Consider the following 19,745-nt stretch of genomic DNA (forward strand, 5'->3'; position numbering starts at 1 on the left):
GGCACTACCCCAAGCGCCCTCAACGAGGCAGGACGGGCTCAGGCAAGCCCAATCGCCGGGCCACATACAGATCGATCAGGTACCGGGCGATGGAGCGCCCGGCCGGCAGTGGTGGCAGGTCGTGCACGTTGAACCACCTGGCGTCTTCGATCTCGTCCGGCTGCATGACGATCTCGCCACCGGCATACTCGGCGTGGAAGCCGAGCATCATCGAGTGCGGAAACGGCCAGCACTGGCTGCCGACGTACTGGATGTTGCTGACCTCGACCGCCACCTCTTCACGCACTTCCCGCACCAGGCAATCCTCGGCCGATTCGCCCGGTTCGGCAAAGCCTGCGAGGGTGCTGTAGACGCCGGTGACGAAGCGCGGCGACCGGGCCAGCAGGATCTCGTCGCCACGGGTCACCAGCACGATCATGCTCGGCGAGATGCGTGGATAGCTGCGCAGGTCGCAAGGCTGGCAGTACATCGCCCGCTCCCAGCGGATCTGCGTCATCGGTTGGCCGCAACTGCCACAGAACCGGTGTTCGCGCGCCCAGGTGCCGATCTGCGCGGCGTAGCCAAGCACCTTGTAAAGATCGAAATCGCCTTCGAGCATGAACGCCCGCAGGCCGCGCCAGCCGCAACCGGGCACCTCGGCAGCGCTGCGCAGTTCCAGCAAGAATACCGGCTCGCCGTCGAAATGGCCGATACCGTGCTCGGCCAGCACATCCAGGTCCTGCCGCTTGAGCCAGTCGCGGGGGAACAGCGCGCCATTGGCGTCCACCAGAAACCCTTCCGGGCTGCGGGCGACAGCCCAGCCACCGGTGATCTGCGGGTCGAGTACTGCGCTAGTCCAGCGTGCTGACATGTCGGGGTTCCTTTACTGCGTCCCCCGGCCCGGTCAGTCGGCGAACGTCGGTTTCTGTTTGCTCATATGGGCCGCCACAGCCACGCGCAAGTCTTCGGACTGCAGCATGGCAGCGTTCCAGGTGGCGATGTACTCCAGGCCATCGTCGATGCGATGGTCACGCATGTAGCTGAGCATCTCCTTGGTGCCCGCCACAGCGATCGGTGATTTTGCGGCAATCTCGCGGGCAATGGCAAAGACCCCGTCGAGCAACGCAGCCTGATCATCATAGACCCGGTTGACCAGGCCGATGCGCAGCGCCTCGTCGGCCGCAACATTACGCCCGGTGAAGGCCAGTTCACGCATGATGCCGTCGCCGATGATGCGTGGCAAACGTTGCAGGGTGCCGACATCTGCGGCCATGCCCATGTCGATCTCCTTGATCGAAAACTGCGCGTCCGCGCTGCAATAGCGCATGTCGCAGGCCGACACCAGGTCGATGGCACCGCCAATGCAGTAGCCCTGGATGGCCGCCAGCACCGGCTTGCGGCAGTTGTCCACGGCATTGAAGGAGGCCTGCAGGCGCAGGATGGTACGGCGCAGCAGGCGCGCATTACGGCCAACGTCCTTGCCCATCTGGCCGGCCAGCGAGGCCAGCATCATCAAGTCGATACCCGAAGAAAAATGCTTGCCCGCGCCGCTGATGACCACGGCGCGCACTGCATCGGTGTCGTCGATCCACTGGAAGATATCGACGATCTCTTCCCAGAAGGCAGCATTCATGGCGTTGATCTTTTCAGGGCGATTGATCTGCACATGGGCGATGTTGTCGGTCAGTTCGACCTTGAATGCGCTGTACTCGGTCACGGGCTGCTCTCCTGCGGGGGAAAAGGTTAACGGCACGGATGGTAACCCAGCCCGGTTGCCGTACTTGTGCCAAAACCGGGACTTGCCGAGGGGTTGCCCGGGCCACGCCGTCATAGCTTTGCCCGGCACGAAAAAAGCGTACAACTTTTGCCCCTCACACGCATCGAAACACAGGTAAGCTCTTCATCCCTTCCCAAGAGGTTTGCCATGGCGATGCGTACAGCCCTGATTGTTTCCTGCATGACACTGGCCCTGGCCGGCTGCGCCGGTTCGAGCGATGAGCATCGCGCGCCACCGACCACCCAGCAGGTCGACCTGCAGCGCTACCAAGGCACCTGGTACGAGCAAGCGCGCTTGCCGATGTTCTTCCAACGCAACTGCGTGCAGTCCGAAGCCAACTATGGCTTGCGCGAAGACGGTCGTATCGATGTGACCAACCGTTGCAAGGAAAAGGACGGCCAGTGGAACGAGGCCAAAGGCATCGCCGAAGCCCAGCAGCCGGGCAAGACCGACAAGCTGTGGGTCACCTTCGACAACTGGTTCAGCCGCCTGGCGCCAGGTTTGACCAAGGGCGAATACTGGGTGCTGTACCACGACAAGGACTACCGCGTAGCACTGGTCGGGCACCCCAACCGCGAGTACCTGTGGCTGTTGTCGCGTACCCCAGTGATCAACGACCAGACCCGTGAGCAGATGCTGGCCATTGCCAAGAAACAGGGCTACGACACCAGCGAGCTGATCTGGCGGCAGGGCGATGATGCAGTAACCCCCTGATTCATCGATGCCCCGATTCAATCGGGCTTTGGTGAGTGCCCACTCAGACTTGGAGTCAGTCATTGGACCTGCTGTTTCTGGGCACCTCGGCCGGGGTGCCCACCAAAGCGCGTAATGTCAGCGCCACTGCCGTGATCGAAGCCAGCGGCAGCCACTGGTACCTGGTCGATTGCGGCGAAGGTACACAGCATCAACTGCTGCACACGCCGTTGTCGGTCCGCGACCTGCGCGCCATCTTCATCACCCATGTGCACGGCGACCATTGCTTCGGCCTGCCAGGCCTGCTGGCCAGCGCGGGCATGAGCGGGCGCACGGCACCGCTGGACCTGGTGCTGCCGGCAGCCTTGCACGACTGGGTGCGCCTGAGCCTGGCCGCCAGCGATACCTTCCTGCCGTTCGAACTGCGTTTGCTCGCGGTCGAGCAACGGGATCAATGGCGCAGCGATACCCTGGCGGTCAGCAGCGTACAGCTCTCGCACCGGGTGCCCAGCGTGGCTTTCGTGTTCACCGAGTTGAACCCCGAACCGCGCCTTGACGTGCAGCGCCTGGATGCCGAAGGTATCCCCCGCGGCCCGCTGTGGGGCGAGCTTGCCAAGGGCCAGACGGTCGAGCACGCGGGGCGAGTGCTGCATGGCCGCGACTACCTGCGCGCCTCGCGCCCGGCACGGCGGGTGATCGTCTGCGGCGACAACGACACCCCCGACCTGTTGGCCGAAGCGGCGAAAGACGTTGACGTGCTGGTGCACGAAGCGACATTCACCCAACCGGTCATCGAGCGCACAGGGGTCAGCTTCGGCCACAGCAGCGCGGCCGCCGTGGCGCGCTTTGCCGAAACGGCCGGCGTGCGCAACCTGGTGCTCACACATTTCAGTGCCCGCTATCAGGCAGACCCGCGGCGCAGCCCGTGCATCGACCAGGTCAGGGAAGAGGCGCAGGCCCATTACAGCGGCAACCTGACTCTGGCCCAGGACCTGCAGCGTTACCACATCGGGCGCGATGGGTGCCTGGGTCGGGTCACGGACGTTTAGCCAATCACACCGGCACCACGCTTCACTAACCAACAATTCCAGCGAGTGAAAGCGTTATTTTTTCTTTAACGAAAATGGAATATTCGCTTTCGCCGACGCTGCGCCACACCAAGGTGGCCAGCAGCAGCCGAGAGGCGTTGGCCTGAAGGCCGCTGAGTGACCCTCCAGCGGCTGCCTCGCCGGTTAGCCGGCGAGGCAGCCCGTTTCAAGGCATCACGCCGCCAGCCGCCCGCTGGCGATCGCCTCCGACGCCGCCAGCATGGCGCGCAGCAATACCGCGCAGCCCGCTGCCAGGTCTTGCGGGGTGGCGTTCTCGATTTCGTTATGGCTGATGCCGTTTTCACACGGCACGAAGATCATCCCCGCCGGCCCCAACTCGGCCAGGAAGATCGCGTCATGCCCCGCCCCACTGACGATGTCCATGTGCGGCAAGCCCAGTGTCCGCGCCGAGTCACGCACGGCATCGACGCAACTGCGGTCGAAGTACAGGGCCGGAAAGTCGGCCGTGGGGGTCAATTCATGGCTCAGCCCATGCTTGGCACAGGTGGTCTCAATCACAGCGCGCACGTCAGCGATCATCGAGTCCAGCCGCTGGGCTTCGAGGTGACGAAAGTCCAGGGTCATGCGCACTTCGCCCGGGATCACGTTGCGAGAACCGGGGTAGGCCTGCAGGCAACCAACCGTGCCACAGGCATGCGGCTGATGGCCCAGCGCGGCCCGGTTGACCGCTTCTACCACCGCCGCAGCGCCGACCAGTGCATCCTTGCGCAGGTGCATCGGCGTAGGGCCGGCATGGGCTTCAACGCCACGCAAGGTCAGGTCGAACCACTTCTGCCCCAGCGCGCCAAGCACCACACCGATGGTCTTGCCCTGGTCCTCAAGAATAGGCCCCTGCTCGATATGGGCTTCGAAATACGCGCCGACCGGGTGGCCAAGCACTGCACGCTGGCCGGCGTAGCCGATGGCGGTCAACGCCTCGCCCATGCTCACGCCCTGGGCATCACGCTTGGCCAAGGTTTCCTCCAGGGTGAATTTGCCGGCAAACACCCCCGAGCCCATCATGCAGGGCGCAAAGCGCGAGCCTTCCTCGTTGGTCCAGACCACCACCTCCATCGTGGCTTCAGTCTCGATGCCCAGGTCATTGAGGGTACGGATCACCTCAAGACCCGCCATCACCCCAAAGCAGCCATCGAACTTGCCACCGGTGGGCTGAGTATCGATATGGCTGCCGGTCATCACCGGTGGCAGCTTGGGATTGCGCCCTGGCCGGCGGGCAAAGATATTGCCGACGGCATCGACACTGACGCTGCAACCGGCAGCCTCGCACCACTCGACGAACAGGTCGCGGGCCTGGCGGTCGAGGTCGGTCAGCGCCAGGCGGCAGACACCGCCCTTGGGTGTGGCACCGAGGCGGGCGAGGTCCATCAGCGATTGCCACAGGCGCTCACTGTTCACATGCTGTTCAGTCGATTGCAGGGCTTGTTGGGCTGGGGTCATGGGTTAGGTCTCCTCAGGCGTTTTTGTTGTCTGCATTGATCACAGGCTGCACTGGCCCGCGCACCGCCAGGCCGCCCAGGGCGTAGTACAGCACCCCGCCAAGCAGCGACCCGGTGAACCAGCCATAGTCGTAGAACCAACTGAAACTGCTGTTACCAATGGCCATCACGGTCAGAGCCACAGGCAATGCAAAGGCGGCGAAGCCTGCCCAGTTCCAGGCCGGGTAGATGTCATCACGGTACAGGCCGGCCAGATCCAGCTTCTGCCGACGGATCAGGAAGTAGTCCACCACCATGATCCCGGCAATCGGCCCCAGCAGGCTGGAGTACCCCAGCAGCCAGTTGGAATAGACGCTCTCCAGGCTGATGTCGGAAACGATCCAGCCAAGTTTTTTCAGCAACTCGTGGCTCATCAGTGCCAGGCCGATGAAGCCTGTCAGCCACACGGCGCGGCTGCGCCCGATCAGGCGCGGGGCAATGTTCTGGAAGTCGTTGGTCGGTGAGACGATGTTGGCCGCGGTGTTGGTCGACAGCGTCGCGATCACGATCAGCGCCATGGCCAGTGCCACCCAGCCCGGGCTCTGGATCTTGCCGATCAGGCTGACCGGGTCGGAGACCGTTTCACCTACCAGCGAGGCCGAGGCGGCGGTCATCACCACGCCCAGGGAGGCGAACAGGAACATGGTCAACGGCAGGCCAAAGATCTGCCCGAGAATCTGGTCTTTCTGGCTCTTGGCGTAGCGGCTGAAATCCGGAATGTTCAGCGACAACGTGGCCCAGAAGCCGACCATCGCGGTAAGCCCGGCACAGAAATAACTCACCACGCTCGCCCCTTCCGGACGCTTGGGCGGCTGGGCCAGCAGCTCGGCCATCGACATGTGCGGCAACGCCCAGAACAGCAGGCCAAAGCCGACTGCCACCAACAATGGCGCGGACAGGGTTTCGAGCCATTTGATCGATTCTGCACCGCGCAACACCACCCACAGGTTGAGGGCCCAGAACACCATGAAGCCGATCACTTCACCGGTGCCACCCAACGCTTTCCAGTCATCGAAGATCGAGCCCAGGAACAGGTGAATGGCCAAGCCGCCGAACATCGTCTGGATGCCGAACCAGCCACAGGCAACCACCGCGCGTATCAGGCAGGGTACGTTGGAGCCGAAGATACCGAACGATGAACGCAGCAACACAGGAAAGGGAATGCCGTACTGGGTGCCGGGGAAGGCGTTGAGGGTGAGCGGGATCAGCACGATGAGGTTGGCCAGCAGGATCGCCAGCAACGCCTCGCCCACGCTGAGGCCAAAGTAGGCCGTGAGCACGCCGCCCAGGGTGTAAGTGGGCACGCAGATGGACATGCCCACCCACAGTGCGGTGATGTGCCATTTGTTCCAGGTGCGCTGATGCACCTTTGTGGGCGCGATGTCGTGGTTGTAGCGCGGGCTGTCGAGCACGTCACTGCCTGCGGACAGCTCGAACAGGCCATCCTGCTCGATCACTTGCGATCTGCTCTGTTGCATGGGGCCTTCTCCAGATTTTTCTAATTGTCTGCTCATCGGGCTAACGCGATGGCCGGAGGACATACACCACCAGTACTGCTCCTGCGGTCCGGCCTGGCGGTTGTGGCCGTACTCAAAATACGTGCCGGGCCGGCTTTCGCCTGCCCGGCCGGCCGCCGCCGAGCGCAGGTAATCAACTGATCTGCAAGGCATTGATCTACGTCAGGCGACGGCGCGGTCATGTCATCGCCTTTCACGTTCAGCGCCTGGGACCGGCCCTGGCCCCTGCAACAGGTTTCAAACTGGTGCAGCCTGGTTTTTCAGTGGCGCGCCCTGCGCCTCCCAGCCAGGTTTCAAGCAGCTGATTTTGCATGGAAAATCTTGACCAATTTGGCTTGTTGTCAAGTGCGTCAAAATGGTGAAAGGCCTCACCATTTTGGTGATCTTTTTGATTAATCCTTTAAAATCAGTCACTTATGTAAGTAAAAAACCCATTAAATATTTTCTTGAACAATCCACAATCAGCATCTAAATTCCATTCTTGTCAGGTCTGACAGGATTGAAATTCATCCTCCAGCCACTGGCGCATAACAATCGAAGAACCGGCAAAGACCGGTCAGCCTGCGAGGAAGACGGCATGTCCCTGTTGATCCGTGGCGCCACCGTGGTCACCCACGAAGAGAGTTACCCCACTGATGTCCTGTGTGTCGATGGCCAGATCTGCGCCATTGGCAAAGACCTACAAGCGCCTACCGACTGCGAGATCCTCGACGGCAGCGGCCGGTACCTGATGCCCGGCGGCATCGACCCGCACACCCACATGCAGTTGCCCTTCATGGGCACAGTGGCCAGCGAGGACTTCTTCAGCGGGACTGCCGCAGGGCTGGCCGGCGGCACCACCTCGATCATCGACTTCGTCATCCCCAACCCGCAGCAATCGCTGCTGGAGGCCTTCCACACCTGGCGCGGCTGGGCGCAAAAGAGCGCGTCCGATTACGGCTTTCACGTTGCCATCACCTGGTGGAGCGAGCAGGTCGCCGAAGAAATGGGCGAGCTGGTCACCCAACATGGCGTGAACAGCTTCAAGCACTTCATGGCCTACAAGAATGCGATCATGGCCGCCGACGACACCCTGGTCGCCAGCTTCGAGCGTTGCCTGCAACTGGGCGCGGTACCCACCGTGCACGCCGAGAACGGCGAGCTGGTCTACCACCTGCAGCAAAAGCTCCTTGCCCAAGGGCTGACCGGCCCCGAGGCGCACCCGCTGTCGCGCCCTTCGCAAGTCGAAGGCGAGGCTGCCAGCCGCGCCATCCGCATCGCCGAAACCATTGGTACGCCGTTGTACGTGGTACACATCTCCAGCCGTGAAGCGCTGGACGAAATCACCTATGCCCGGGCCAAGGGCCAGCCGGTCTACGGTGAAGTACTGCCCGGGCACCTGCTGATCGACGACAGCGTCTACCGTGACCCGGACTGGGCCACCGCCGCTGGGTATGTGATGAGCCCGCCCTTCCGCCCGCGCGAGCATCAGGACGCCCTGTGGCGCGGCCTGCAGTCAGGCAACCTGCACACCACCGCCACCGACCATTGCTGCTTCTGCGCCGAGCAGAAAGCCATGGGGCGCAACGACTTCAGCCGCATCCCCAACGGCACGGCCGGCATCGAAGACCGTATGGCGGTGTTGTGGGACGCGGGCGTCAACAGTGGGCGGCTGTCGATGCATGAATTCGTCGCGCTGACCTCCACCAACACCGCGAAGATCTTCAACCTGTTCCCGCGCAAGGGCGCCATCCGCGTCGGCGCCGATGCCGACCTGGTGCTGTGGGACCCACAGGGCACGCGCACCCTCTCCGCGCAGACCCACCACCAGCGTGTCGACTTCAACATCTTCGAAGGCCGCACCGTGCGCGGTATCCCCAGCCACACCATCAGCCAGGGCCGCGTGGTCTGGGCCGATGGCGACCTGCGCGCCGAACCTGGCGCGGGTCGTTACGTGGAGCGCCCGGCGTACCCCTCGGTCTACGAGGTGCTGGGCCGCCGCGCCGAGCAGCAGCGCCCGATACCTGTGCAGCGCTGAAACTGTCGGGGCTGCTGCGCAGCCCCTGGCCGGCAAGCCAGCCCCCCCACGCTCCCAGGTACCTCACTGTACCTGTGGGAGCCGGCTGGCCGGCGATTGGGGCGCATGGCGCCCCACCCCAAGCCCTATAAAAAAGAGAGGCTACAACCGTGATCGACGCCCTGAACCACTTGCCGCGCCCCCGCGCCGGTGCCGACCAACTGGCCGAGCAATTCAGCGACCTCGCGCCGCCCCTCACCACCCGCCAGGCCGCAGTGGAAAGCGCCCGCTGCCTGTATTGCTACGACGCGCCCTGTGTCAACGCATGCCCGAGCGAAATCGACATTCCCTCGTTCATCCACCGCATCAGCGACGAGAACCTGCAAGGTGCCGCCGAGCGCATCCTGTCGGCCAACATCCTGGGCGGCAGCTGCGCCCGCGTGTGCCCCACCGAGATTCTTTGCCAGCAGGCCTGCGTGCGCAACAATGCCCAGGAATGTGCACCGGTACTGATCGGCCAACTGCAGCGTTATGCCTTGGACAACGCCGGCTTCACCGAGCACCCGTTCAAACGTTCGCCAGCCACCGGCAAGCGCATCGCCGTGGTCGGCGCAGGCCCCGCCGGGCTGTCGTGTGCACATCGCCTGGCCATGCATGGCCATGAGGTGGTGGTGTTCGAGGCCAGCGACAAGGCGGGCGGCCTGAACGAGTACGGCATCGCCCGCTACAAGCTGGTGGACGATTATGCCCAGCGCGAAGTGGAATTCCTGCTCGGCATCGGCGGCATCGAAATGCGCCACGGCCAACGCCTGGGCGGCAACCTGAGCCTGACAGAGCTGCGTGAGCAATACGATGCGGTATTCCTTGGGCTTGGTCTCGCCGCCGTACGCCAGCTCGGCCTGCCTGGTGAAGAGGCGCCCGGCATGCTCGCGGCCACCGATTACATCCGTGAGCTGCGCCAGGCGGATGATCTTTCGCAACTGCCGTTGGCAGAGCGTTGCCTGGTGATCGGCGCAGGCAACACCGCCATCGACATGGCCGTGCAAATGAGCCGCCTGGGTGCTCGCGACGTCAACCTGGTCTACCGGCGCGGTTACGCCGACATGGGCGCCACCGGCCACGAGCAGGACATCGCCAAGGCCAATCAGGTGCGCCTGCACACCTGGGCCCGCCCCGACGCCGTACTGCTGGACGACGACAACCGCGTGCGGGGCATGCGCTTCGCCCGCACCGAACTGGCCGAGGGCCGCCTGCGTGACACCGGTGAAACCTTCGAGCTGGCCGCCGACGCCATCTTCAAAGCCATCGGCCAAGGTTTCGACGAACACAGCCTCAACGACCCGCTGGCCGCGCAGCTGGCCCGCGACGGCGAGCGCATCCGCGTCGACGAGGGTATGCGCACCAGCCTGCCGGGCGTCTACGCCGGTGGCGACTGCACCGCTCTGGGCCAGGACCTCACCGTCCAGGCCGTGCAACACGGCAAGCTGGCCGCCGAAGCCATCCATGCCCAACTCATGCTCAATGTGGAGGCTGCATAAATGGCCGACTTGTCTATCGCATTCGCCGGCATCAAGGCGCCCAACCCCTTCTGGCTGGCCTCCGCGCCGCCGACCGACAAAGCCTACAACGTGGTTCGCGCCTTCGAGGCCGGCTGGGGTGGCGTGGTCTGGAAGACCCTGGGCGAGGACCCGGCAGCGGTCAACGTGTCGTCGCGCTACTCGGCGCATTACGGTGCCAACCGGCTGGTGCAGGGCATCAACAACATCGAGCTGATCACCGACCGCTCCCTGGAAATCAACCTGCGCGAAATCACCCAGGTCAAGAAGGACTGGCCCGACCGGGCGCTGATCGTCTCGCTGATGGTGCCGTGCGTCGAAGAATCCTGGAAGTTCATCCTGCCGCTGGTGGAAGCCACCGGTGCCGACGGTATCGAACTGAACTTCGGCTGCCCGCATGGCATGCCCGAACGCGGCATGGGCGCGGCGGTCGGCCAGGTGCCGGAGTATGTGGAAATGGTCACCCGCTGGTGCAAGACGCACTGCACATTGCCGGTGATCGTCAAGCTCACGCCCAACATCACCGATATCCGCCAGTCGGCGCGTGCAGCGCATCGCGGTGGCGCCGATGCGGTGTCGCTGATCAACACCATCAACTCCATCACCAGCGTCGACCTGGACCGCATGGTCGCCCACCCGATCGTTGGGGACCAGAGCACCCACGGTGGCTACTGCGGCTCGGCGGTCAAACCCATCGCCCTGAACATGGTCGCCGAGATCGCCCGCGACCCGCAAACCCGCGGGCTACCGATCTGTGGCATCGGCGGTATCGGCAACTGGCGGGATGCGGCCGAGTTCATCGCCCTGGGCAGTGGCGCGGTGCAGGTGTGCACGGCGGCGATGCTGCACGGTTTTCGTATCGTCGAAGACATGAAGGACGGTTTGGCACGCTGGATGGACCAGCACGGGCACCAGAGCCTGGAAGCCTTCCGCGGCCAGGCCGTGGCGCACACCACCGACTGGAAGTACCTGGACATCAACTACAAATCGGTGGCGCACATCGACCAGGATGCCTGCATCGGCTGCGGGCGCTGCCATATCGCTTGCGAGGACACTTCGCACCAGGCCATCGCCAGTACGCTCAAAGCTGACGGGACCCACGCCTACAGCGTGATCGAAGACGAATGCGTGGGCTGCAACCTGTGCCAGATCACCTGCCCGGTGGAACACTGCATCGACATGGTCGCGCAGGACACCGGCAAGCCGTACCTGAACTGGACCCAGGACCCGCGCAACCCCTACCGTGAAGCGAGCTGACCCGTGTGAATTGCTGGGGCCGCCTTGCTAGCCTTCGCGACGCAAGGCCGCCTCTGCAATGAACCGCGATGCACCGTAGGCGCGGCCGTAACTCAACAGCCGCCGCCGCCATCAAGGCTCCAGCCCGATACCCCGCAAAATCACACGCGTCACCGTCTGGATCGCACTCTCGAACGCCAGGTCCGACAACGGTTCACCGCCATTGAGCACCGCCACCTGGTAACCGAAGTCGGCGTAGTGTTGGGTCGAAGCCCAGATCATGTACAGCAGTGCCGAAGGCTCCACCGGCAGGATGCGCCCCTCCTCGACCCAGCGGCGAATCTTGTCGACCTTCAGCTTGGCCCAGGGCACAAGGCTGTCATCCAGGCTCACCCCAAGCAGCGGCGCGCCATGCAGCATCTCTTCGGCCCAGATCTTCGAGCCCAGCGGCCGTGAGCGAGAATGGCCCATCTTGGCGCGAATGTAACTGGTCAACACCACCCGTGGGTCGTCGAAGTTTTCGAAACACAGTGCGTCCTGCTTCCACACATCCAGCAGGTCCTGCAGCACTGCGCGGAACAGTTCGTCCTTGGTGCTGAAGTAGTAATGCAGGTTGGAGCGCGGCAGCTCGGCCTGTTCGGCGATATCACCCATGGACGTTGCGCCGTAGCCTTTCTCGGCGAACACCTTTTCTGCGGCCACGAGGATTTTATCGATGTTGCGACGGCGAATTTCGATCTTGTGGTTGGCCATCAGACTCGCGATGCCCTCAATGCCAGCTCATGGCGACGAACGCTCATGCGTATTCCTTGTCGTTTACTCTTGGCCCTAGTCTACTCCGGTCATTTCGCCGAAGACGAGCAACTTGCCCAGACCAGTACACTGCCTTCAACCGCACCGGGCCCGATCCCTTGCCGGGCACTGCGCCCGGTGCAGGTTGAGCGCAGTGTTGATGATGCCGATGTGGCTGAATGCCTGGGGGAAATTGCCCAGCATGCGCGCGCCTGCCGGGTCGTACTGCTCAGCCAGCAGGCCCACATCATTGCACAGCCCGGTCAGCTTCTCGTACAGCGCCTGCGCCTCGCTCTGGCGCCCCAACAGCACATACACATCGGCCAACCAGAACGAACAGACCAGGAATGTCCCTTCCCCCGGCGTCAGGCCGTCACTGCAGCGGTCACTGTCATAGCGCATCAGCAAACCGTTTTTCAGCAGGCGCTGCTCGATCTGTTCGAGCGTGCGCAGAAAGCGCTCATCCTGCGCCGGCAGGAACCCGGTCAGGGCGATCTGCAGCAGGCTGGCATCCATCTCGCTGGAGCCATAGGCCTGGACGAAATGCTGGCCTTTGGCATCGAGCCCCTGCTCACACACCTCACGGCGGATGTCATCGGCCACCTGCCGGTAATACTGCCCGCGCTCACTGCCCTCCTCGGTGGTCTCAGCCATCCCCGCGGCGCGGTCGAATGCGACCCAGGCCATGACCTTGGAATGCACGAAGTGCTGCCTGCCACCACGCACCTCCCAGATGCCTTCGTCCGGTTCACGCCAGATGCGCTCCAGGTAAGGCATGATCAGGCGAGAAATCGCCGCACTGCGTGGGTGCCGGGGCAAACCACCCTTGATCGCCTGGGCCATGGCGTCGGCGACCTCGCCGTAGATATCCAGCTGCCGCTGCTGAGCGGCTGCGTTGCCCACCCGCACCGGCTGTGAGTGCTCATACCCGGCCAGCCACGGCAAGGTGTATTCCTGCAGGTCTCGCTCGCCCGCCAGGCCGTACATGATCTGCATCTGCTCGGGGTTGCCGGCCACCGAACGCAGCAACCACTCACGCCAAGCCTGCGCTTCGTCGAAGTAGCCCAGGTTCATGAACGCCAGCAGGGTCATGGTGGCATCGCGCAGCCAGCAGAAGCGATAGTCCCAGTTGCGTTCACGGCCAATGCTTTCGGGCAGCGACGTGGTGACGGCTGCGACGATGCCGCCAGTAGGCGAATAGGTCATGGCCTTGAGGGTAAGCAGTGAACGGCGCACGCTCGCGCTGTAAGCGCCAACCTCGGGGCAGCGGGCGGCAAAGGCCTGCCACTGGCTGACTGTATGTTCCAGGGCGTGCTCGAGGTCGCAGTCAGGTTGCACCGGCAGGTGCGAAGGTTGATGGCGCAGGCTGAACACCTGGCGCTGGCCGGCGCTCACCCGAAAGCGCGCGACCGTGTGGTGGTCACGGGCATGCGAGGGCACCGTGCTGCACAGGATCAGCCGGTCGGGGCCGGCGACGGCGCTCAGGGTCAACGGGTCGAGCTTTTCCACCCAGGGTACGCTGCGTCCGTAGTCGAAGCGCAGCACCAGGTCCATCTCAAAGTTGATCTCGCCGGCGATGCCCTCGACGATGCGTACCACCGAGTTGACGTCCTCCAGCGGCATGAATTCGAGCACGCGGGCGCGGCCATTGGCCGTGACCCAGGTGGTTTCCAGCACCAGGGTGTCTTCCTGGTATGCCCGGCTGGTACGTTCGACCGGATCGCTGGGCGCCAGGCGCCAGCGACCGTTCTCTTCGTTGCCCAGCAGCGCGGCGAACACCGCGGGGGCATCGAAGCGCGGCAGGCACAGCCAGTCGATGGAGCCGTCACGGCTGACCAGGGCGGCGCTGCGGCAGTTGCCGAGCAGCGCATAGTCTTCGATGTGGGCGGGCATTGAATCTCCTCTATGAGCTGTCTGGCCCGCCAGGCGGGCCGCGTGTCACCCCAACCGGTGCCACTCGCGCTTGTCACGGGCCAGCAACTCGTTGCCAGCCTCTGGTCCATCCTCACCCGCCGGGTACTCATGCACCTCGCCGTCCTGCGCCCAGGCATCGAGAAATGGCTGCACCGCGCGCCAGCCGTTCTCGATGTTGTCGGCACGCTGGAACAAGGTCTGGTCACCGGTCAGGCAGTCGTAGATCAAGGTCTCGTACCCCGTGGCCGGGGTCATCTTGAAGAAGTCCTTGTAGGCGAACCCCAGCTCGACGTTCTCCATGACCAGTTCCGGCCCTGGGCGCTTGGCCTGCAGGTCGAACCACATGCCTTCGTTGGGCTGGATCTGGATCTTCAGGTAGTTGGGCTTGGGCCGCTCCAGCTCCGACTCTCGAAACTGCGCATAGGGCGCCGGCTTGAAGCAGATGGCGATTTCGGTGTCGCGCACGCTCATCCGTTTGCCGGTACGCAGGTAGAACGGCACGCCAGCCCACCGCCAGTTGTCGATCATCACCTTCAGGGCCACGTAGGTCTCGGTCTGGCTGTCGGCCGCCACCCGGTCTTCCTGGCGATACCCGGCCAGGCGCTTGCGGCCCTGCTTGCCGGCGGTGTACTGGCCGCGCACGGAGTTCTTCAGCGCCATCTTCGCCGACCAGGGACGGATAGCGCCGATCACCTTGGCTTTTTCGCCGCGCACGGCATCGGCACCGAAGGCTGCAGGCGGCTCCATGGCAACCATCGCCAGCAACTGGAACAGGTGGTTGGGGACCATGTCGCGCAAAGCACCGGTCTGGTCATAGAACGCACCGCGCGTCTCGACCCCCACCGTTTCAGCGGCGGTGATCTGCACATGGTCGATGTAGTGGTTGTTCCAGAACGACTCGAACAGGCCATTGGAAAAACGGCTGACCAGGATGTTCTGCACCGTCTCCTTGCCCAGATAATGGTCGATGCGGTAGATCTGCCGCTCGCTCATCACCTTGAGCAGGCATGCGTTGAGCGCCTCGGCACTGGCCAGGTCGGTGCCGAAGGGCTTCTCCACCACGACCCGGCGATAGCCCCCGGCAGACTCGTCAAGCAAGCCGGCCTCACCCAGGCGCTGGGCAACCTCGGGGAAAAAGCGTGGCGAGGTGGCCAGGTAGAAGATGGCGTTGCCATGGCTGGTCTTGTCGATGCGCTTGGCCAGCGCGGTATAGGTGGCAGGGTCCAGAAAATCGCCGGTCTGGTAGTCCAGGCGCTTGGCCAGGCGGGCCCAAAGCTTTTCGTCCAGGCCCTTGCCCGCGCCCTCGCCGCCTTTGTCGGCGCGCTCACGCATGAACGCGTGCAGCCGCTCGGCAAATTCATCGGCGGTGGCTGGGTTGTGGTCCACACCCACGATGCGCAGGTTGCGGTCGAGCAGGCCGTCCCGGCCCAGGTTATAAAGCGCCGGCATCAGCAGGCGCTTGACCAGGTCACCGTTGGCACCGAACAGGAACAGGGTACAAGGGCCAGCTGCAGGAATGGTCTGTCGGGTCATTGGCCTTTCTTCTCGACGTGGCCACCGAAGCCCAGGCGCATGGCCGAGAGGACCTTGTCGCCGTAGGTGCCTTGCTGCTGGCGTGAGCGGAACCGGGCGAACAATGCGCTGGACAGGACCGGCACCGGCACGGCCTGCTCCACGGCTGCATCGATCGTCCAGCGGCCCTCGCCACTGTCCGATACCGAGCCGCTGAACTGCGTCAGCTGCGGGTCGGCCACCAGGGCGTCGGCGGTGAGGTCCAGCAGCCAGGAGGTGACCACGCTGCCACGGCGCCATACCTCGGCGATTTCGGCGACGTTCAAGTCGAAGCGCTGTTCTGGCGGCAGTTCATCGCCGCCTTTGCTGCGCAGCAGGTCAAAGCCTTCAGCGTAGGCCTGCATCAACCCGTATTCGATGCCGTTGTGCACCATTTTCACATAGTGGCCAGCGCCGGGCGGGCCTGCATGGATGTAGCCATGTTCGGCGCGGCCGTGCTCCCCTTCGCGCCCCTGGGTGCGCGGAATGTCGCCAACGCCCGGTGCCAGCGCCTTGAACAGAGGCTCCAGGCGCTCGAACACGTCCTTCTCACCGCCGATCATCATGCAGTAGCCACGGTCCAGGCCCCAGACACCGCCGGAGGTGCCGACGTCCAGGTAATGCAGCCCACGCTTGGCCAGCTCGGCGGCGCGGCGCATGTCGTCCTTGTAGAAGGTGTTGCCGCCGTCGATGATCGCATCGCCCGGCTCCAGCAGCTCGGCCAGTTGTGCAATGGTCTGCTCGGTCGGTTCGCCCGCCGGCAGCATCACCCATACCGCGCGTGGCGCCTTCAGCTTCTGCACCAGCGCGCCAAGGTCGTGGGCACCTTGGGCGCCCTCGCCTTCCAGCCCGGTTACCGCCTCACGGTTACGGTCGTGCACGACCGTGCGGTGTCCGGCGCGCATCAGCCGCCTTGCAATATTGCCGCCCATGCGGCCCAGCCCGACGATTCCCAGTTGCATGAGCCGATGCTCCCCTTGAAAAAATGAATGACAACACAGTCCAGCGTTTCAGATTAGTCCAGCACACCGCCCGAGGGTTCAGCGACGAACGGCGAGACAACGTTAAACAAAAAAGTTCCAATGAGCAGTGAAAGAATTCAGAATGCCCGCCGCGTGAAGCGACTACGCTTTTATTGTCACCAGCCAAAACCGCGAGGTGTTTACATGGGTACCTTGATGCCTGCCACTCCAACCCAGACCCTCTATGTATCTGTGCGCCGTGATGAACTGCGTAAATTGAAGGACGAACGCGACCAGCTTCGCCAGCAGGTCGCCCGCTTGCACATGCAATTGGAGCAGGCCCGCTCCGGCGACGACAAGGCCATCGGCCTCTGATCGGCTATCCCTCCAGTGGGGGCCAAAGCGCTCCCACCGCCTCACCCCGCACGCCCGAAGTACGGAAACTTCCTAACACCGGCCCTGACCGCACCTGACATCCAGCCGGGTGCTGCAGCACGCATGATGCGCCTCGAGCGCCCCATTCCGGGGCCTGCTATGCACGAGGACTGATTGTATGCGCGGTTTTCCCATCTGGCTGCCGCTCGCTACGCTGGGCTTCATCGGCGCGCCGGCATTCGCCAATGCCCAAGGCGAATGTCATGTTGGTCATGTTGCCCGGCATGACGAGATACTAGGGCTGTTCGAGCAATGGAACGCGCGCCTGCAAAGTGGCGATCCGGGCCAGGTTGCAGCGCTTTACATGGACGGGGCCCTGCTTTTACCGACACTCTCGGCCAGCCCACGGCTGACTCGGCAGGCCCACATGAACTACTTCCGTGGCTTCCTTGCCGACCGCCCCGTCGGCACCTTGGATGAAACCCATGTGTTCGCCGGTTGCGGCGAAGCAACCCTGGCCGGCCTCTACACCTTCCGCTTCGCCAGCACGGGCAAGGCGGTACCGGCACGCTTCACCTTCAATTACCGGCGCATCGACGGCGAGTGGCTGATTACTCATCACCACTCCTCTGTGCTACCCACTCAATGAGCCAAGTCACCCGCCGGGACTCACCCACGGCTTGATCCATTCAAAATGGCCTCCTCGCGAGTAAATCCGCTGCACGCAGACATCGTGGCAGTGCCACGCACGGATACACTCGCTAAGGGGCCATTTTTCGCACCATAATGGTGCACTTAGAGCATTGCGCTACAAAATGGCGCCCCTCGAAAACACCCCCGCCCAACCTTGGCACGCCGTCGTTCGACGGCAGTATCACTCGCCAACGTTTGCGTCTATCTCGCGTCATAACGAAAGTGACCAGTGGGTCACCCTTTTTACTTCCGGTCTCCTACACTCAGCTTTCGGCCCGCGATTTGCTCAAGGAAGAGGCGACATCAAAAAAGTCGAACTTTTACAAAAGGCGGCGGGTCAGGAACTTTAAGCAGGCCAAGGCAATGGGACCCCCTTCGCTGCAGCCGCTCACTCCTTCCAGACCAGACGCCTTCGGCCGGAATGCCGATCGCGACGTGCGCGCGCACGACCATGGGGCAAGGATGCAGTACCTGGATACAAAGCAGAGATAACCAGCACGAAATAAAGCAAACGGGTGCCAGCACCCGGCCACACCATAGGGACGGAGAGAAGTATGATCAGTGCCGCTGTCGAACCTCACGTAGAGTCATTCAAACCGGAAAACCGCGAACCGATCACCCCGGATTTCGCCACGACAGTCAAGGCACCCGGCGCTCAGCGCCAGCACAACCCTAACAAACGCAAGATCCTGTTCGTCACCTCCGAAATTGCCGACCTGATCAAGACCGGCGGTTTGGGCGACGTTTCGGCGGCACTGCCGCGAGCATTGGCCCATCTGCACGATGTTCGTGTGCTGATCCCTGGCTACACCCAGGTGGTCGAAAGCGACAACCCCATTCATATCGTCGGCGAACTGGGCGGCCATGCTGCTCTGCCGCCGTGCAAGATCGGCCGTATGGACATGGCTGACGGCCTGGTCATCTACGTGCTGATCTGCCCCGAGCTGTACCAGCGCGACGGCACACCCTATGGTGCCAACAATGGTCGCGACTGGCCCGACAACCACATCCGCTTCGCCCGCCTTGGCCTTGCCGCGGCCGAGATCGCCGCCGGTGAAGGCAAGATCCACTGGACGCCCGAAGTGGTGCACGCCCATGACTGGCCTGCAGGGCTGGCCCCGGCCTACATGCACTGGCGCGGCCTGAGCACCCCGACCCTGTTCACCATCCACAACCTGGCTTACCAGGGCGTGTACAGCCGCGCCTGCAGCCCGGAGCTGGCGATCCCCGACCATGCCATGCAGCAGGAAGGCATGGAGTTCTACGGCAAGCTGTCCTTCCTCAAGGCCGGCCTGGCTTACTCCAGCCACATCACCACTGTCAGTGCCACCTACGCCCGCGAGATCACCACCCCAGAATTCGGCTGCGGCTTGGACGGATTCCTTGCCAGCAAGGCTCAACAAGGCCTTCTCGGCGGCATCCCCAATGGCATCGACGAAAGCTGGGACTCGGCCACCGACAAGCACCTGCAGCACAACTTCAGTATCAACGACTGGGATGGCAAGGCGCGCAATGCCGAGGAAGTCCGCCGCCTGTTCGAACTCGACCCAAGCGAAGGGCCGCTGTTCGCCGTGGTCTCGCGGCTGGTGTTCCAGAAAGGCCTGGACCTGACCCTGGGCGTGGCCGACTACATCGTCGAACAGGGCGGGCAGATTGCAATCATCGGCCGTGGCGAGCCGGAAGAAGAGCAAGCCATGCGTGAACTGGCCCTGCGTCACCCCGGCCGCATCGGTGTGCGCATCGGCTTCAACGAAACCGATGCGCGGCGCATGTTCGCCGGCAGCGACTTCCTGTTGATGCCGTCACGCTACGAGCCCTGCGGCTTGAGCCAGATGTATGCGCAGCGTTTCGGCTCATTGCCCGTGGCGCGCAACACCGGAGGGCTGGCCGACACCATCGAAAATGGCGTGACTGGTTTCCTGTTCGATGAGTCGACCGTGGAGAGTTACCGCGAAGCGCTAAGCCGCGCCTTCTATGTGTTCGACAAAAAGAACCTGCTCAACGCCATGCGCTGCCTGTCGATGACTCAACCGTTCAACTGGTGCCAGGCGGTCGAACCCTACGCCCGCCTCTACGAGGACCTGGTGAAACAGGCACAGCTGAGCCACTACTGAGCGGGG

Annotated in this window: 16 protein-coding genes; 8 read left to right on the top strand and 8 right to left on the bottom strand. The window is 63.4% G+C overall.

Annotated elements, in window-relative coordinates; genetic code table 11:
• Positions 1-19: 19 nt before the first annotated feature.
• On the bottom strand, positions 20-850 hold the full coding sequence (gene nudC, locus ACIPZC_RS06670; RefSeq protein WP_400625722.1) for an NAD(+) diphosphatase: 831 nt from the start codon (positions 848-850) through the stop codon (positions 20-22).
• Positions 851-883: 33 nt separating this feature from the next.
• Complete coding sequence (locus ACIPZC_RS06675; protein ID WP_400625724.1) at positions 884-1,696, bottom strand: crotonase/enoyl-CoA hydratase family protein; 813 nt, start codon at positions 1,694-1,696, stop codon at positions 884-886.
• A 207-nt stretch (positions 1,697-1,903) separates the two neighbouring features.
• On the opposite strand from ACIPZC_RS06675, the gene ACIPZC_RS06680 reads away from it, so the two are divergent.
• The gene (locus tag ACIPZC_RS06680) at positions 1,904-2,470 is read left to right on the top strand and encodes a lipocalin family protein (protein WP_400625726.1); all 567 of its coding nucleotides are present in this window, start codon (positions 1,904-1,906) and stop codon (positions 2,468-2,470) included.
• 62 nt (positions 2,471-2,532) lie between these two features.
• Complete coding sequence (locus tag ACIPZC_RS06685; protein WP_400625728.1) at positions 2,533-3,498, top strand: MBL fold metallo-hydrolase; 966 nt, start codon at positions 2,533-2,535, stop codon at positions 3,496-3,498.
• A gap of 213 nt (positions 3,499-3,711) precedes the next feature.
• On the opposite strand, the gene ACIPZC_RS06690 is transcribed toward ACIPZC_RS06685, so the two are convergent.
• Both ACIPZC_RS06690 and ACIPZC_RS06695 read right to left on the bottom strand, forming a co-directional pair.
• Entirely contained in the window at positions 3,712-4,995 is a 1,284-nt protein-coding gene (locus tag ACIPZC_RS06690; protein WP_400625730.1) for a Zn-dependent hydrolase, read from the bottom strand.
• Between the two features lie 13 nt (positions 4,996-5,008).
• Positions 5,009-6,511 (bottom strand): NCS1 family nucleobase:cation symporter-1, encoded by a 1,503-nt coding sequence (locus ACIPZC_RS06695; protein ID WP_241803312.1) that lies wholly within the window; start codon positions 6,509-6,511, stop codon positions 5,009-5,011.
• A gap of 616 nt (positions 6,512-7,127) precedes the next feature.
• Between ACIPZC_RS06695 and hydA the strand changes: the two genes are divergently transcribed.
• The 3 genes from hydA to preA all read left to right on the top strand — a co-directional run bounded on the left by hydA (position 7,128) and on the right by preA (position 11,359).
• Complete coding sequence (hydA, locus tag ACIPZC_RS06700) at positions 7,128-8,567, top strand: dihydropyrimidinase (protein WP_400625732.1); 1,440 nt, start codon at positions 7,128-7,130, stop codon at positions 8,565-8,567.
• A gap of 149 nt (positions 8,568-8,716) precedes the next feature.
• Positions 8,717-10,084, top strand: coding sequence for an NAD(P)-dependent oxidoreductase (locus ACIPZC_RS06705; protein WP_400625734.1), 1,368 nt, complete (start codon positions 8,717-8,719; stop codon positions 10,082-10,084).
• Entirely contained in the window at positions 10,085-11,359 is a 1,275-nt protein-coding gene (gene preA, locus ACIPZC_RS06710) for an NAD-dependent dihydropyrimidine dehydrogenase subunit PreA (RefSeq protein WP_400625736.1), read from the top strand.
• Positions 11,360-11,470: 111 nt separating this feature from the next.
• On the opposite strand, the gene ACIPZC_RS06715 is transcribed toward preA, so the two are convergent.
• The 4 genes from ACIPZC_RS06715 to gnd all read right to left on the bottom strand — a co-directional run bounded on the left by ACIPZC_RS06715 (position 11,471) and on the right by gnd (position 16,557).
• Complete coding sequence (locus ACIPZC_RS06715) at positions 11,471-12,091, bottom strand: TetR/AcrR family transcriptional regulator (RefSeq protein ID WP_241803308.1); 621 nt, start codon at positions 12,089-12,091, stop codon at positions 11,471-11,473.
• A 135-nt stretch (positions 12,092-12,226) separates the two neighbouring features.
• Positions 12,227-14,023 carry a glycoside hydrolase family 15 protein gene (locus ACIPZC_RS06720; RefSeq protein ID WP_400625738.1) on the bottom strand — a complete coding sequence of 599 codons (1,797 nt, stop codon included), beginning with the start codon at positions 14,021-14,023 and terminating at the stop codon, positions 12,227-12,229.
• A gap of 45 nt (positions 14,024-14,068) precedes the next feature.
• Positions 14,069-15,577: a glucose-6-phosphate dehydrogenase gene (zwf, locus tag ACIPZC_RS06725; RefSeq protein ID WP_400625740.1), complete on the bottom strand. Its 1,509-nt coding sequence runs from the start codon at positions 15,575-15,577 to the stop codon at positions 14,069-14,071.
• A complete protein-coding gene (gene gnd / locus ACIPZC_RS06730; protein ID WP_400625742.1) occupies positions 15,574-16,557 on the bottom strand; it encodes a phosphogluconate dehydrogenase (NAD(+)-dependent, decarboxylating) in 984 nt (327 codons plus the stop codon). Before gnd ends, zwf begins: the two co-directional genes overlap by 4 nt.
• A gap of 204 nt (positions 16,558-16,761) precedes the next feature.
• Here gnd and ACIPZC_RS06735 point away from each other — a divergent pair, with 204 nt between their 5' ends.
• The 3 genes from ACIPZC_RS06735 to glgA all read left to right on the top strand — a co-directional run bounded on the left by ACIPZC_RS06735 (position 16,762) and on the right by glgA (position 19,739).
• Positions 16,762-16,932 (top strand): DUF6026 family protein, encoded by a 171-nt coding sequence (locus ACIPZC_RS06735; protein ID WP_241803304.1) that lies wholly within the window; start codon positions 16,762-16,764, stop codon positions 16,930-16,932.
• Positions 16,933-17,110: 178 nt separating this feature from the next.
• Positions 17,111-17,581, top strand: a complete 471-nt coding sequence (locus tag ACIPZC_RS06740) for a DUF4440 domain-containing protein (RefSeq protein ID WP_400625744.1) — start codon at positions 17,111-17,113, stop codon at positions 17,579-17,581.
• Between the two features lie 598 nt (positions 17,582-18,179).
• Positions 18,180-19,739 carry a glycogen synthase GlgA gene (glgA, locus tag ACIPZC_RS06745; RefSeq protein WP_400625746.1) on the top strand — a complete coding sequence of 520 codons (1,560 nt, stop codon included), beginning with the start codon at positions 18,180-18,182 and terminating at the stop codon, positions 19,737-19,739.
• Positions 19,740-19,745: the final 6 nt, after the last annotated feature.

It is taken from the genome of Pseudomonas sp. NPDC089743 (assembly GCF_044748785.1).
GTDB classification, from domain to species: domain Bacteria; phylum Pseudomonadota; class Gammaproteobacteria; order Pseudomonadales; family Pseudomonadaceae; genus Aquipseudomonas; species Aquipseudomonas putida_X.

What these genes read in the sequence shown, in the direction of transcription:
- ACIPZC_RS06680 (WP_400625726.1), top strand. Translation starts at nt 1,904, where the DNA reads ATGGCGATGCGTACAGCCCTGATTGTTTCCTGCATGACACTGGCCCTG.
- nudC (WP_400625722.1), bottom strand. Translation starts at nt 850, where the DNA reads ATGTCAGCACGCTGGACTAGCGCAGTACTCGACCCGCAGATCACCGGT.
- glgA (WP_400625746.1), top strand. Translation starts at nt 18,180, where the DNA reads ATGATCAGTGCCGCTGTCGAACCTCACGTAGAGTCATTCAAACCGGAA.
- zwf (WP_400625740.1), bottom strand. Translation starts at nt 15,577, where the DNA reads ATGACCCGACAGACCATTCCTGCAGCTGGCCCTTGTACCCTGTTCCTG.
- ACIPZC_RS06720 (WP_400625738.1), bottom strand. Translation starts at nt 14,023, where the DNA reads ATGCCCGCCCACATCGAAGACTATGCGCTGCTCGGCAACTGCCGCAGC.
- ACIPZC_RS06690 (WP_400625730.1), bottom strand. Translation starts at nt 4,995, where the DNA reads ATGACCCCAGCCCAACAAGCCCTGCAATCGACTGAACAGCATGTGAAC.
- ACIPZC_RS06695 (WP_241803312.1), bottom strand. Translation starts at nt 6,511, where the DNA reads ATGCAACAGAGCAGATCGCAAGTGATCGAGCAGGATGGCCTGTTCGAG.
- preA (WP_400625736.1), top strand. Translation starts at nt 10,085, where the DNA reads ATGGCCGACTTGTCTATCGCATTCGCCGGCATCAAGGCGCCCAACCCC.
- ACIPZC_RS06740 (WP_400625744.1), top strand. Translation starts at nt 17,111, where the DNA reads ATGCGCGGTTTTCCCATCTGGCTGCCGCTCGCTACGCTGGGCTTCATC.
- gnd (WP_400625742.1), bottom strand. Translation starts at nt 16,557, where the DNA reads ATGCAACTGGGAATCGTCGGGCTGGGCCGCATGGGCGGCAATATTGCA.
- ACIPZC_RS06715 (WP_241803308.1), bottom strand. Translation starts at nt 12,091, where the DNA reads ATGGCCAACCACAAGATCGAAATTCGCCGTCGCAACATCGATAAAATC.
- hydA (WP_400625732.1), top strand. Translation starts at nt 7,128, where the DNA reads ATGTCCCTGTTGATCCGTGGCGCCACCGTGGTCACCCACGAAGAGAGT.
- ACIPZC_RS06735 (WP_241803304.1), top strand. Translation starts at nt 16,762, where the DNA reads ATGGGTACCTTGATGCCTGCCACTCCAACCCAGACCCTCTATGTATCT.